10 protein-coding genes are annotated in these 13,596 nt (G+C 64.9%); 2 read left to right on the top strand and 8 right to left on the bottom strand.

The window, feature by feature from the left end; genetic code table 11:
* Positions 1 to 239: 239 nt before the first annotated feature.
* The gene (katG, locus tag AC5O5R_RS11760) at positions 240 to 2,498 is read right to left on the bottom strand and encodes a catalase/peroxidase HPI (protein WP_172227551.1); all 2,259 of its coding nucleotides are present in this window, start codon (positions 2,496 to 2,498) and stop codon (positions 240 to 242) included.
* Positions 2,499 to 2,865: 367 nt separating this feature from the next.
* On the opposite strand from katG, the gene AC5O5R_RS11755 reads away from it, so the two are divergent.
* Complete coding sequence (locus AC5O5R_RS11755) at positions 2,866 to 3,783, top strand: LysR family transcriptional regulator (protein ID WP_172227549.1); 918 nt, start codon at positions 2,866 to 2,868, stop codon at positions 3,781 to 3,783.
* A 12-nt stretch (positions 3,784 to 3,795) separates the two neighbouring features.
* Here the strand turns inward: AC5O5R_RS11755 and AC5O5R_RS11750 are convergent, their stop codons facing one another.
* Positions 3,796 to 4,674, bottom strand: coding sequence for a DMT family transporter (locus AC5O5R_RS11750; protein ID WP_172227547.1), 879 nt, complete (start codon positions 4,672 to 4,674; stop codon positions 3,796 to 3,798).
* A 247-nt stretch (positions 4,675 to 4,921) separates the two neighbouring features.
* On the opposite strand from AC5O5R_RS11750, the gene AC5O5R_RS11745 reads away from it, so the two are divergent.
* A complete protein-coding gene (locus AC5O5R_RS11745) occupies positions 4,922 to 5,746 on the top strand; it encodes an aldo/keto reductase (RefSeq protein WP_172227545.1) in 825 nt (274 codons plus the stop codon).
* Between the two features lie 138 nt (positions 5,747 to 5,884).
* Here the strand turns inward: AC5O5R_RS11745 and AC5O5R_RS11740 are convergent, their stop codons facing one another.
* The 6 genes from AC5O5R_RS11740 to AC5O5R_RS11715 form a co-directional block, all read right to left on the bottom strand.
* Positions 5,885 to 6,058 carry a hypothetical protein gene (locus tag AC5O5R_RS11740; protein ID WP_172227543.1) on the bottom strand — a complete coding sequence of 58 codons (174 nt, stop codon included), beginning with the start codon at positions 6,056 to 6,058 and terminating at the stop codon, positions 5,885 to 5,887.
* Positions 6,059 to 6,114: 56 nt separating this feature from the next.
* Positions 6,115 to 7,155 (bottom strand): 3-ketosteroid-9-alpha-monooxygenase, oxygenase component, encoded by a 1,041-nt coding sequence (locus AC5O5R_RS11735; RefSeq protein WP_172227541.1) that lies wholly within the window; start codon positions 7,153 to 7,155, stop codon positions 6,115 to 6,117.
* Positions 7,156 to 7,294: 139 nt separating this feature from the next.
* A complete protein-coding gene (locus AC5O5R_RS11730) occupies positions 7,295 to 8,629 on the bottom strand; it encodes a DUF1329 domain-containing protein (protein ID WP_172227553.1) in 1,335 nt (444 codons plus the stop codon).
* A gap of 170 nt (positions 8,630 to 8,799) precedes the next feature.
* The gene (locus tag AC5O5R_RS11725) at positions 8,800 to 10,017 is read right to left on the bottom strand and encodes a helix-turn-helix transcriptional regulator (RefSeq protein ID WP_172227539.1); all 1,218 of its coding nucleotides are present in this window, start codon (positions 10,015 to 10,017) and stop codon (positions 8,800 to 8,802) included.
* A 60-nt stretch (positions 10,018 to 10,077) separates the two neighbouring features.
* Positions 10,078 to 12,444, bottom strand: coding sequence for an efflux RND transporter permease subunit (locus tag AC5O5R_RS11720; protein ID WP_172227537.1), 2,367 nt, complete (start codon positions 12,442 to 12,444; stop codon positions 10,078 to 10,080).
* Positions 12,441 to 13,427: a WD40/YVTN/BNR-like repeat-containing protein gene (locus AC5O5R_RS11715; protein WP_172287402.1), complete on the bottom strand. Its 987-nt coding sequence runs from the start codon at positions 13,425 to 13,427 to the stop codon at positions 12,441 to 12,443. Before AC5O5R_RS11715 ends, AC5O5R_RS11720 begins: the two co-directional genes overlap by 4 nt.
* Positions 13,428 to 13,596: the final 169 nt, after the last annotated feature.

Below are 13,596 nucleotides of genomic sequence, written 5' to 3'. Positions count from 1 at the left end.
GGGGTTCCTTGTCGTTGTGAGCACGCTGTTCAGGCCGGCCGCCTGAGAAGCATTGCAACAGAACCGACGAGGACGCTTTTGTACCTATCCGACCTGGAATTGGCGGGATTGCCAGTGTCTCAAGGGGCTGCGTTGCAGCCCATTCGCGGGCTTGCCCGCTCCCACAGGTACAGCGCAGCCCTCCTGTGGGAGCGGGCAAGCCCGCGAATGGGACGCAGCGCGTCCCACCGATAACGCCTTTACTTCAGGTCAAAACGATCCAGCTCCATGACCTTCTCCCAGGCCGCCACAAAGTCACGGACAAACTTGTCACCGCCATCACCGCTGCCGTACACCTCGCTCACCGCCCGCAGCTGGGCATGCGAGCCAAACACCAGGTCGACGCGGCTACCGGTCCACTTCACCTGCCCGGTCTTGCGGTCACGGCCTTCGAACGCTTCGTTGTCTGCCGAGGTCGGCTTCCACTCCACGCTCATGTCCAGCAAGTTGCGGAAGAAGTCGTTGCTCAAGGTGCCGACCTTGTCGGTGAACACGCCTTGCGTGTTACCGCCATGGTTGGCGCCCAGCACCCGCAGGCCACCGATCAGCACGGCCAGTTCCGGGGCGGTCAGGGTCAGCAACTGGGCTTTGTCCAGCAGCAGTTTTTCGGCCTTGACGCTGTATCGGTCCTTGCTGAAGTTGCGGAAACCATCAGCCAGGGGCTCCAGCACGGCGAACGACTCGACATCGGTCTGCGCCTGCGAGGCATCGGCACGCCCCGGGCGGAACGCGACGTTGAGGTTGTGCCCCGCGTCCTTGGCCGCCTTTTCCACCGCAGCGGCCCCAGCCAGGACGATCAGGTCGGCGAGTGAAATCTTCTTCCCACCAGTATTGAACCCGGCCTGGATCTGCTCCAGCGCCGCCAGCACCTTGGCGGTGCCTTCGTTGGCCCGCCAGTCTTTTTGCGGGGCCAGGCGCAAGCGGCCGCCATTGGCCCCGCCGCGTTTGTCCGAGCCACGGAAGGTCGACGCCGCAGCCCACGCGGTAGCCACCAGTTCGCCAACCGTCAGGCCCGACGCCAGCACCTTGGCCTTGAGCGCGGCAATGTCCTGCTCGTCCACTAGCGGGTGGTCGACCTTGGGAATCGGGTCTTGCCACAGCAGCTCTTCGTTGGGCATTTCCGGGCCCAGGTAGCGCGCCAGCGGGCCCATGTCGCGGTGGATCAGTTTGTACCAGGCGCGAGAGAAGGCATCCGCCAATTGCTCCGGGTTGTCCTTGAAACGCCGGGCGATGGGCTCGTAGATCGGGTCGAAGCGCAGCGCCAGGTCGGACGTGAGCATCGACGGGGCATGGCGCTTGGCCGGGTCGTGGGCATCAGGCACGGTGCCTGCCCCTTTGCCCTCTTTCGGCCGCCATTGGTGCGCGCCCGCCGGGCTCTTGGTCAGTTCCCACTCGAAGTTGAACAGGTTGTTGAGGTACTCGTTGCTCCAGCGGGTCGGGGTCGAGGTCCAGGTCACTTCCAGGCCGCTGGTGATGGTATCGCCGCCCTTGCCGGTACCGAATTTGTTGGGCCAGCCCAGACCTTGCAATTCAAGGCCTGCGGCTTCCGGCTCGGGGCCGACGTTGTCGGCAGGGCCGGCGCCGTGGGTTTTGCCGAAGGCGTGGCCGCCGGCGATCAACGCCACGGTTTCTTCATCGTTCATGGCCATGCGGCCGAAGGTGTCACGGATGTCCTTCCCCGAGGCGACCGGGTCAGGGTTGCCTTCAGGCCCTTCCGGGTTCACGTAGATCAAGCCCATCTGCACGGCGGCCAGCGGGTTTTCCAGGTTGCGCTCGCCACCCAGGTCGCGGCTTTCTTCCTCCGGGCGCTTGGCAGGTTCGGCGACCAGGTCGCCCTGCCCTGGCGGCTGGGCCTTGACCTGTTCCTTGCCATAGCGGGTATCACCGCCCAGCCAGACCTTTTCCGAGCCCCAGTACACGTCTTCGTCCGGCTCCCACACATCGGCGCGCCCACCCGAAAAGCCGAAGGTCTTGAACCCCATGGATTCGAGGGCGACGTTGCCGGTGAGCACGATCAGGTCGGCCCACGAAATCTTGTTGCCGTATTTCTGCTTGATCGGCCACAGCAGGCGCCGGGCCTTGTCCAGGCTGACGTTGTCCGGCCAGCTGTTGAGCGGGGCGAAGCGCTGCTGCCCAGCGCCCGCGCCACCGCGGCCATCGCCAATACGATAAGTACCGGCGCTGTGCCAGGCCATGCGGATGAACAACGGCCCATAATGGCCGAAGTCTGCGGGCCACCAGTCCTGCGAGTCGGTCATCAGGGCGCTGAGGTCTTGCTTGAGGGCCTGGAAGTCAAGGCTCTTGAACGCCTTGGCATAGTCGAAGTCCGGGTCCATCGGATCAGATTTGGAGGAATGCTGGTGAAGAATTCTCAGGTTGAGCTGGTCAGGCCACCAGTCACGGTTGGTGGTGCCGCCACCTGCGGTTTGATGGAACGGGCATTTCGATTCGTTCGACATCTGCGGGTACCTTTGGGTCGGTTATCCAGATTTCCGGTCTATGCCAGGTGTTCTTTCAGCCGAGCGTGTGGGCTCGTGCTACCCCTCATCAGGTCTACACGGGGCTTGCGAAGCTGTCACGGCGGGTTGGCGCGGTCTTGCACGCAGGTGCTGACAGGCCGCCCGCTCGCGGAATTCGCGGGGCCAGGGGAAAGACTAGCCGAGCTTGGGCAGAGTTCTAATAGAGTGGCTGTTGCGTGCTGATAGGCTGGCTCTTTCACTGCGGTGCGTACCGCCGCCAACACCCCCGCACATCCATACAAGGCACACGGGCCTGCGCCGTGCTTCAATACACCGCCCTGCCTTTCACTCCGGAACCCGAGCCCTCATGAACCGCAACGACCTGCGCCGCGTCGACATGAACCTGCTGGTGCTGTTCGAAGCCTTGATGATCGAACGCAACCTGACCCGGGTCGGCGAAAAGCTGTTCATCACCCAGTCCACGGTCAGCGCCGCCCTCGCCCGCCTGCGTGAACTGTTCGACGACCCGCTGCTGATTCGCAATGGCCGGGCCATGGAGCCCACGCCAAGGGCCATGCAGATCTTCGCCGAACTTGGCCCGGCCATGGACGTGATTTCCGCCGCCATCAGCCGTGCTCGCGAATTCGAGCCGGCAAACAGCTGCAACGTGTTCCGCCTTGGCCTGTCCGACGATGCCGAGTTCGGCCTGTTTCCGGCCCTGCTGCAGGCCCTGCGCGAAGAAGCCCCGGACATCAGCGTGGTGGTGCGGCGGGCCAACTTCCTGCTGATGCCGGGCCTGCTGGCCAGCGGCGAGATATCGGTGGGCGTGAGCTACACCACCGACCTGCCGGCCACCGCCAAGCGCCGCAAGCTGCGCGACATCGGCGTGCGAGTGCTACGCGCCGACGACCGCCCGGGGCCGCTGACCCTTGATGAATACTGCGCCCGCCCGCATGTGATGGTGTCGTTCTCGGGCGACATGAGCGGCAACATCGACCTTGACCTGGCGCGCATCGGCCGTTGCCGTAAAGTGGTGCTGGCGGTGCCGCAGTTCGGCAGCCTGCGGGCCCTGCTGCGCAACACCGAGATGATCGCCACCGTACCGGACTACGCTGCCTGCGCCCTGGCCGACGACGGCAGCCTGCGCGCCGATCCGGCGCCGTTCGAGATCACCGAGGCCGAGCTGTCGATGGTCTGGAGCGGTGCCCAGGACAACGACCCCGCCGAGCGCTGGCTGCGCGAGCGAATTTTGCAGTTCATGGCTGCAGGCCCCCAGCCGTCATAGCGATACAGGCTTTTATTTGCGCCGCTGCATCCAGGCCGCCCCCAGTCCACTGAGGCAGATGATGGAAATCCCCACCAGACTCAGCGTATCCGGCACCTGGCTGTACACCACCAACCCCAGCAACCCGGCAAACACGATCTGGCAATAGCTGAACGGCGCCAGCAATGCCGGTGCCGCATGCCGGAAGGCCTGGGTCAGCAACAGGTGCGCAGTCATGCCGAAGCCGCCCAGTGCCAGCATCAGCAGCGCATGGTCCCAGCGCGGCACTTCCCAGAAGAACGGCACCAGCGCACTCATCACCAGGGTATTGCACAGCCCTGCATAGAAGTTGCTGGTGGTCGGGCTGTCATGGGCGGCCAGGATGCGCGTGAGCAGCTGATAAAAGCAGAAGCCCAGTGCCGAGCCGAACGGGTACAGGATCGCCGGCGTGAACATCGCCCCACCCGGGTGCACCACCACCAGCACGCCGATAAAGCCCATCACCACTGCCACCCACTGCCCTACCGTCACCCGCTCCTTCAGCAGCGGCGCCGACAACGCCGTCACCAGTACCGGGGCCAGGAAGTTGACCGCCGTGGCCTCGGCCAGCGGCAGGTACTGCAGGCCAGTGGTGAACAGCAGGCTTGTGCTCAGCAGGCTCAGTGCACGCAGCGTCTGCAACAGCGGACGACGGGTGCGCAGCACATTGAGGCCCGACTTGGGCAGGAAGATGCCAGCCATCAGCAGCGTATGCACCACATACCGCGCCCACACCACCATGATGATCGGGTACAGGCCGCCGAGGAATTTGGACAAGGCATCGTGGCTGGCGAACAGGAACGTCGCCACCACCACCAGGCCAATGCCACGCAGGGGTTGGTTGACGCCGGACAGCGGTGTACTGGAACTCATGGCTCTCTCGATGACGGCGCGGCAGGTTGCAACGCCCAGGGAAGGCCGCACAGGCCTGGCCTGGCGGATGCAACTGCTCGGATTCTAGAAGAGATAGCCCAGCATAAGGAAGTTCAAATGCCGCTTGTCCAGGCCAATTGCATTTTCTGTTCGCTGATCGACCACTTTGCGCTGCGAACGCATGGCCCGCGCCGCGCTGATCGCCGACCATCGAGCGCCACCCTGCTCAACCCTACAAGGAATTTACATGCAAAGGCTCACCACCCGTAACGGCCTGGACCTGCCTGCGATCGGCCTTGGCACCTGGCCAATGACCGGCGCCGAATGCACCCAGGCCGTGCGCCAGGCGCTGGACCTGGGTTACCGGCACCTCGACACCGCCACCGCCTATGAAAACGAAGCCGCCGTCGGCCAGGCCCTGCGCGACAGCGACGTACCGCGCGAGCAGATCCACCTGACCACCAAGGTGTGGTGGGACAAGCTGGAGCCCAAGACCATGCGTCAGTCGCTGGAGGACAGCCTGCGCGCCCTGGGGACCGAGCAGGTGGACCTGTTCCACATCCACTGGCCTGGCCAGGACTGGGATCTGGCCCGCAGTATCGACACACTGGTAGCGCTGCGCGACGAGGGCAAGGCACGCCATATTGGCGTGGCCAACTTCCCGCTGGGGCTGCTGCGCCAGGTGGTGGAAAGCCTGGGGGCCCCGCTGTCGGCGATCCAGGTGGAATACCACGTGCTGCTCGACCAGCAACCGCTGCTCGACTACGCCCGCCGCCACGACCTGTTGCTCACCGCCTACACCCCGCTGGCCCGTGGCCAGGCGGCAGCACAGCCGGTGATCCAGGCGATTGCCCGCAAGCATGGCGTGCTGCCCAGCCAGGTAGCGCTGAGATGGTTGCTGGAGCAGGACGGCGTGGCGGCAATCCCCAAGGCCAGCAGCCGCGAAAACCAGCTGGCCAACCTGGCGGCCCTGCAGGTGCAGCTGGATGACGAGGACCGCGCGGCGATTGCCGGCTTGCCGAAGGATCAGCGGGTGGTGAGCCCGGTATTTGCGCCAGACTGGAACAGCTAAGCTGCCTCGCCCACCATCTGAAACCTTAAGAGATTGCCCAGCCCATTGGGCTGCGCTGCCGCGCAGAGAACTGATGCTGGGCGCTCCGCGTAGCGCCGCGAAGAATTCAACGCGGCGCATGGCACCGGCTGCGCCCAATTACCTCACCCCCGGCAGCCCCTGAAAACTCGGCAGGATGCTCAGGCACCCCGGAATATGCCTGCATGCCTTGGCCCCGGCCGACTCCGGCGCCGCGGAGGCCAGCAAGGTGAAGCCGATGATCAGCACCACGGACAACGGTACGCAGTAAACCAGCAAGCTCTGCAATTTCATGGCAAGCACCCTCGGTCTGCATCCCCGCCAGCTGCACTGGCGGGGCCTTGCGCCACTCAGCGCTCGTCCACGGTGACAATCTCGCGCCGCTCGGCCATGCTCGCCGGCACTTGGTCCTCGTCGGTGAAGAACTGCTGGTACCACTCGCGCAACTGGTACACCGGGCCGTCGTTCTCGGCCAGCACCGGCTTGTCGATGCGGGCCTTGTGCTTCCAGATGTCAACGTCCTGGTAGAACGAGGCGCGGTTGCCCATGACATAGGCCTTGGCGATTTCGCTGTTCTGCTCCTCGGTCCAGCCCGGCACGCGCTTGACCATGCAACCGAAGCGCAGCACGAAACTGTCGGGGCCCACCGGCACGTGGCTGTTGAGCAGAATGGCATGCACCCGCACATCACCGAACATCGAGCTCAGCTCGGTAAAATGGGTGGCCGGCCCGTAATACGCCGAGGGCGCGATCAGGTCGCCACCCAGGCGCTCGGAGTCGCCGTGGAAGATCTGCCGGCCGATATGTCCCTCGAACACGTTGGCGAAGTACTTGGTGGGCGTGCCGTGCACCGGCCCGAAATGCTGAGCGTCCACCAGGTTGTCGACCAGCTCGCGCGGGTTGGTCTCGATCAGCATGGTGTCGATGTTCCATTCGTGGATCCACTCCGGGTCGTCCATCTGCGGCAGATGCGGAATCACCACGCCGGCTTTCGGCGCACGGCCTTCGGGGTTGTTCCAGATGAACAGCAGGTTGTTTTCCTCGCAGGTCAGCCAGCTGCGGGTCTTGGCCTTGGGCGGAATGCGCTTGCAGTACGGGACTTCCACGCATTTGCCGCTGCTGTCGTATTTCCAGTGGTGAAACGGGCACACCACGGTGTCGTTCTCGAGGGTGCCCTGGGACAGGTCGGCGCCCATGTGCGGGCAGAAGGCGTCGAGGATGGTGATGCCGCCAGTGCTGGCGGCGAACGCCACCAGGCGCGTGCCGAAGATATTCAGGGTATGCAACTTGCCATCACGGTAGTCATCGGCCACCCCAAGGCAGTGCCAGCCCCTGGCGTAGCGATGGGCGCGCTGGGCGCTGTCGAGGGAGAGTTCGGCGAGCTTGGTCATGTTGTTGTTATTCCTGTGTTGGATACGCCATTCATCGGCAATGCCCCTGCGCGAGCAGGGGCATTGCCTGGCTGACATCTTTGAACAGACCTGCCGGGCCCTCATCCTTCAATCGGACTAGACGGGGCCCGCCCAGGCTCTACTGGCCGAAACGCCGCGCCGCCTCGGGGCCAAAGTCGCGCGGGCTGAAACCCGGCCGGTTGAGCAGGTAGCCGTTGCGCTGCTCGTTGATCAGGTTGAACGCCAGGTAGCTGCCGGCATTGAGGTCGTGGTAAAGCCCGACACCGGCCTGCGGGCGCTGGGTTTCATAGGCATAGAAGTAGTTCACCATCGAGGTGCGCCACAGCTCGCCGCGGTTGTCGTAGTTGTCGGCCAGCATCGGGAACCAGGTATCTTCGTCGATGTACAACTTGCGTTTGCCATACAGGTGGCGGTAGCCGGGCTTGAGGGTGCCCTCCAGCTCCCACACCCGGTGGCGCTCGTAACGCATCGCCTGCGGGTTGAGATGGCCCGGAGTCAGCAGGCTGGCGTACTTGAGCTGCGGGGCATGGACCTTGTAGGCGTTGTACGGGATGAACATTTCGCGCTTGCCTACAATTTTCCAGTCATACCGCTGCCCCGAGCCGTTGAACAGGCGCACCTCGTCCACGGTGATCGAGCCGCCGCTGCCAGGGAACGACATGTCGAAGCCATACCCCGGCGACTGCCGCACCCGCCGAGTGCCGGGGTCGTACCGCCAGGCCTGGCGCGGTTCGGTCTTGTCGTTCCAGAATTCGGTGCCGGTATTGATCTCGCCCTTGTCGCGCTGCGGCAACAGCGTCTCGTTGAGGTAGAACGACGAGTTGCCGACCGTGTCGCCCGCCTTGCCCGGTTCCAGCGATGGCGCCAGGTTGCGCGAGTGCACCCGGCCCCAGTTGATGTTGCCATCCTTGAGTACATACGCGTTGTCGGAGGTGTATTCCTCTGTCCAGGCGCGCAGGGTGAACGTGGACGCATTCTTCAGCAGCTCCAGGCCGCTGCGCGGCACCGGGAACGGCGTGCCGCCGGTCTTGCCGACCACCCCCTCGCCATCATCTACCAGCTTGGCCACCTTGGCATTTTCACGGGTGGCCTGGCACACCGCATCGTCGAAACGGAAGTCCCGGTGGCTGGGGTAGATCGGCATCTTGAAGGTGGCCGGGTACAGCTTGAACAGGGCCTTTTGCCCATCGGACAGCGCGTCGGCGTACTGAGCCATGTTGTCGGCGCTGATAACGAACAGCGGCTTTTCGCTGGCGTACGGGTCGACGGGATGATGGCCGGTGCCCTTGAAGTCCACCTGGGGCGGCGCCCCCAGCCATTGGCCGGAGAACGGTGGGATACTGCCGTCGGCGTTGCCCTGCGGGTCGGCCCCCAGGCAGGTCAGGTCCTTGCCCAGGCGCTCGACGTCCTCAGGGGCGGCCTGCACGCCAGTTGCAAGGGCGCTGAGCAGCATCACCAGCGCCAGGTTCTGCGGGGCAAGCGCACGGGCAGTGAGCAGACAACGGCTGGCCGGTTTACTGTCGGTCATTCTTGTTCTCCTTGGTTACCGATAGCGGTGGCCCAGTATCGGCAGGCCTTTGCGAGGGGAGCATCGTCCGCTCGGACTAACGCACTAACGCACGTCTACCCCATGCATGCCGGCGCCGACGGCTGGGCCAGCTGCCCTGGCGCCCCCAGTGCAACCACGCTGTTGAGCATGATGCGCACCAGTTCGGTCTGGCGCCGCACCCCGGTCTTGGAGAAGATCGAACGCAAGTGCGCGCGTGCCGTATTGCGCCGGATATTGAGCCGTTCGGACGCCTCCTCCAGCGACAAGCCATTGGCCAGTTCCAGGGCCAGTGCGGTCTCGGCAGGGGTCAGGTTGTAAAGCTGCGCGGTCACCCCGTTGCTCACCAGCGATTTGCCCACCGCATCGCGCACATACACAACCACGGTCGGCTTGCCCTTGCCCTCCACCAGCTCCTGGGACGGGATCAGCTCGACCACCACCCCCAGGTTGACCTGACCCGAAGGCCGTGACACCGACATGGCCTCGGCGCCCTGCTCCACCTTGTCCCCCGGCCGGCTGCGCAAGAACGCATTGCGTACCAGCCGGGCAAGCTCGCGGTTATCGCTGGGGTAGGTCGCTTCAAGGCGACCACCCACCAGTTTCAGGCCGTCGTTGCTGTCCAGGATCGCCCGTGCCACCGGGTTCAGCTGCAGCACATGGCCGTTTTCATCGAGCACGATGGTCGCCACCGCCAAGCGGTTGATGGTTTGCGAATACAGACTACCCAGCGAGACGCTGCGGTCGAGCAAGGTGTGCATGTGCAAGGCGCGGCGCAAGTGGGCGACAAGCATCGCGCACAGCGCCCGCTCGACGGCGCCGAAACGCGGTTGCTCACGGGGCCGGTTGATGCGCAGGCGCAAGGTACCGCCATCCGGCATGCTGATGTCCACCCCGAGCATGTGGTAGCAGCTGTAGGGCTGGCAGTACAGCAGGTAGAACGACGAGCTGGCCCACTCGCGGTCGCTCATCAGGTCTTCGATGGTGAACACCTGGTCGACCGGCAACCTGTCGAACAAGGTGGATTTCTCGCAATACGCGTAGTGGTTGACCCCGCCCTCGCCCGGTTCAACGTCACCCGCCACCATCATCGGTGACAGAAAGGGCTCGTCCAGCACGCGAAGGATCAAGGTCACATAGCAGGCGCCGAACAACCCGCGCAGCTGTTGCAGGGCCTCGTTCAGGCGCCGGGTATCCAGCGCGGCGTCGTACATGTTGCCGAGCAGGCGTTCATAGTCGGCCAACTCGACCCCCAGGTGCGCCAGCACCTGGGCGTTGGACAGCGTAGTCTGCATGGACAGCCCCCAGGGCGGGCCGATGCCGCCGGCCCGCAGCATTATTGTCGTAGTGGTGGGTCAAGCCGGGTTGGCGTGGGCCGGCACACCGCCCGGCAACGGTTTGGCGCGGTCGAACCAGGCCGCCAGCGCCGGTAGCAGGAAGATCGCCCCGAACACGTTCACCAGGAACATGAACGCCAGCAGTATGCCCATGTCGGCCTGCAGCTTGAGCGGCGCGAACGCCCAGGTACCCACCCCGATCGACATGGTCACGGCCGTGAACACCGCTGCCGTACCGCGCTGGCACATGGCGCGGTAGAAGGCGTTGCGCAGGTCTTGCCCATGGGCCATTTCGTGCTGGATACGCTCGTACAGGTAGATGCCGTAATCCACTCCCACGCCAACCCCCAGCGCCATGACCGGCAAAGTGGCGACCTTCAGGCCGATGCCCAGCAGCGCCATCAGGGCATTGCACAGCACTGCCACGATGCCCAGCGGCACGACGATGCACAACACCGCCGACAACGAGCGGAAGGTCACCAGGCAGAACAGCACGACCGAGCAGAACAGCGCGGCCAGCATCCACACCTCGGCATGCTTGACCGCCTCGTTGGCAGCGGCCATCACCCCGACGTTGCCGCCCGCCAGGTGGAACGATACCGCCGACGATTGCAGGGGACCGATGACGCGCCGGGCCTCGTTGACCACATGGGCCACAGTGGCGCCCTCGTGGTCATTGAGAAACACCAGTATCTGCATGCGGCGGCAACCCTCGGTGACCAGCCCGGCATCCGCCGTGTAGGCCATCGACCCCTGCTGCAACCCGCGCGCAGAGCCGGGTATGGCAGCCCAGCGCGGGTTGCCTTCATTGTTGCCGGCGATCATTTCCTTGCCCATGCCGGCCACGCTCTGCACCGACTGCACACCGGCGACATGGCGCATCTGGAAGTCGAACGCCTCCACGGCACGCATCACGGCCGGGTTCAGGCAGGCCTCGTCGATGCCGTGGCTCTGGACGAACACCGCCAGCACGTCCAGGCCGATCGAGTAACTGCTGATGATGCGCTGGTTATCCAGGTTGTAGCGCGAATCGGCGCGCAGCTCCGGGGCACCCGACCCGATATCGCCCACCGCCAACTCGCGCGCCTTGACCACGCCCAGGCCCAGCAGCACCAGGCTGACGGCGAACACCAGCAGCGCCGGGCCGGGTTCGGCAACCGCCGACAGCTTCCACCACAGGCCATGGCGCGCACTGGCGGGTGCTGGCTGCGCGGTGCCTTGGCCGCCCACGGGCAGGCATGCCAGCACCAGTGGCAGCAGCATCTTGTTGGTGACGATCATCAGCATCACCCCAAGGCAGGCGGTTACCCCCAGTTCGTGGACGATGGGAATATCGATCAGCATGATCACCGCAAAACCCAGGGCGTTCATCAGCAGGGCCAGCGAACCGGGGATGAAGATCTTGCAGAACGCGGCATACGCCGCCTGTTGCGCCGATTCGCCGGCTGCCAGCTCCTGCTTCCAGGCGTTGGTCATCTGTACCGCATGCGATACGCCAATCGAGAAAATCAGGAACGGCACCAGCACCGACATCGGGTCGATACCCAGCCCCAGCAACGGCAGCAACCCCAGCAACCAGACCACCGGCAGCAACGCCACCAGGAGGGCGACACAGCTCATCACCAGCGAGCGCGTGTAGGCCCAGAGCAGCAAGGCGGTGATGACAAAGGCCACGACGAAGAACAGCAACACCGTATCCAGGCCCTCCACCACATCGCCGACCAGCTTGGCAAAGCCCACCACGTTGATCTCGATGTTCGGGCTGTTGTAGCGCTCGCGGATCTGCTCCAGGCGCTTGGCGACCTCCACGTACGACACCGGCTGACCACTGCGCGGGTCGCTGTCCTGCAGGTCGGCGCGCACCAGTGCCGATCGCTGGTCGTTGGCCAGCAGGCGCCCCACCTGGCCGGCCCGCGCCGCATTGCTGCGCACCTTCTGCAGGTCCTGCGGGGTGCCGGCGTACTGGGGCGGCACCACCAGGTCACCGACGAAGCCGTCCTCGGTGACCTCTACATAGCGCACATTGGGGGTGAACAACGAAGTAACACTTGGCCGGCTGATACCCTCGATGAAAAACACATCATCGGTGACCTGTTGCAGCACCTTGAGGAACTCGGGGTTGTAGAGGTCGCCCTCGCCCTTCCAGCGCACGTTCACCAGCAAACGGTTAGCACCGGTGAACACCCGGCTGAAGTCGAGAAAGTTGACCATGTAGTCGTGGCGGACCGGGATCTGCTTGTTGAAACCCGGGTCCAGGCGCACCTGGGTGGCGCTGTAGCCCAGGGCCAGGGTCACCAGCAGGAACACTCCCAGCCAGACGCGCCGGCCTCGGAACAGTCGGGCTGCACAGGCGTGCACGCAACGCTCGCTCAAGCTGTTGCTCATGGTTGCTGCTCCATGCCGGTGCTGGCCACCCGCTGCTGCGCGCCCTGCGATACGCCTTTTTCACCGGCGACCAGCAAGTGGCGCGGGTTGAGCCCCACCGCCGAGGTCAGTGTGCCGAGGCCACTGCGCTGGTCGACTGCCACCAGCTTGCCTTGCCCATCCAGACGGATCAGCCTGCTGCCGGCCCCAACCAGCACCAGCCCCGCCCCCTCTGGCAGCTGCGCATGGCCGTAGATTGGCTGGCTGCTGCCGACATCGATGCGTTGCCAGCTGTCGCCGAAATCGCCACTGACGTAGACATGCCCGCGCATGCCATAGGCCAGCCAGCGCGAGGCTGACAGCCGCACCACGCCGAACAGCGAACCGTTGTAGAACGCTGGCAGTTGCTGCCAGTGCTGACCGCCATCGCTGGAGCGCAGCACCAGCCCTTGCTCGCCCACCAGCAGCTGACGGCCGTCGGTGCCGCCGTCCAGGCCGTTGAAATGCGCGCCATCGCCGGGCATCTCCCGCGCTGTCCAGTGTTCGCCGGCATCGCTGGAGACCAGGAACTTGCCGTAACTGCCGTAGGCCACCACCTGTTGGCCATCAGCGCTCCACACGCCAAGCAGGGGCTCACCCAGGTCGGCATCATGGTGGCGCTCTTGCCAGCTTTGGCCGCCATCGTCCGAGCGCAGGATCCAGCCATCGTGGCCTACCGCAATCAGCACCTCCGGGCTCAGGGCGATTACACCGGTCAGGGTCGCATCGCGGCCTGCGCCGACCTGGCTGGCTTGCCAGCTGCGGCCGTTGTCGTCGCTGCTGAGCAAGGTGCCACGCTCGCCCACGGCAATCAGCCGTTGCGGGGTGCTGACCAGTGCATTGACCTGGACCCGGTCGGCGAGGATCTGGGTCACGGCCAAAGGGGCGGGTTGGCGTGGCGCGAAGGCGAAGGCGACGGCGGCGATCACCAGGGCGCTCATGGCGTATGCGGTCAGCTGGCGCATGACGGGCTCCGGGGCGACAGCGGCAGGCACGTGGCGGGATTCATGGGGGCATCCTTTTAGAATTGTGCCGGGGATGATCCGGTGGCCTTGGCCTGGGGTACATCGTCCAAATGGCCTAGACAAATGTGGGAGCGGGTTCACCCGCGAAGCGCCGCGCGGGCGGCGCTCG

It is taken from the genome of Pseudomonas sp. 8_5_2 (genome assembly GCF_059295255.1).
This window is presented reverse-complemented; position numbering and strand designations above follow the sequence as displayed.

What these genes read in the sequence shown, in the direction of transcription:
- katG (WP_172227551.1), bottom strand. Translation starts at nt 2,498, where the DNA reads ATGTCGAACGAATCGAAATGCCCGTTCCATCAAACCGCAGGTGGCGGC.
- AC5O5R_RS11720 (WP_172227537.1), bottom strand. Translation starts at nt 12,444, where the DNA reads ATGAGCAACAGCTTGAGCGAGCGTTGCGTGCACGCCTGTGCAGCCCGA.
- AC5O5R_RS11725 (WP_172227539.1), bottom strand. Translation starts at nt 10,017, where the DNA reads ATGCAGACTACGCTGTCCAACGCCCAGGTGCTGGCGCACCTGGGGGTC.
- AC5O5R_RS11735 (WP_172227541.1), bottom strand. Translation starts at nt 7,155, where the DNA reads ATGACCAAGCTCGCCGAACTCTCCCTCGACAGCGCCCAGCGCGCCCAT.
- AC5O5R_RS11750 (WP_172227547.1), bottom strand. Translation starts at nt 4,674, where the DNA reads ATGAGTTCCAGTACACCGCTGTCCGGCGTCAACCAACCCCTGCGTGGC.
- AC5O5R_RS11745 (WP_172227545.1), top strand. Translation starts at nt 4,922, where the DNA reads ATGCAAAGGCTCACCACCCGTAACGGCCTGGACCTGCCTGCGATCGGC.
- AC5O5R_RS11715 (WP_172287402.1), bottom strand. Translation starts at nt 13,427, where the DNA reads ATGCGCCAGCTGACCGCATACGCCATGAGCGCCCTGGTGATCGCCGCC.
- AC5O5R_RS11730 (WP_172227553.1), bottom strand. Translation starts at nt 8,629, where the DNA reads ATGCTGCTCAGCGCCCTTGCAACTGGCGTGCAGGCCGCCCCTGAGGAC.
- AC5O5R_RS11755 (WP_172227549.1), top strand. Translation starts at nt 2,866, where the DNA reads ATGAACCGCAACGACCTGCGCCGCGTCGACATGAACCTGCTGGTGCTG.
- AC5O5R_RS11740 (WP_172227543.1), bottom strand. Translation starts at nt 6,058, where the DNA reads ATGAAATTGCAGAGCTTGCTGGTTTACTGCGTACCGTTGTCCGTGGTG.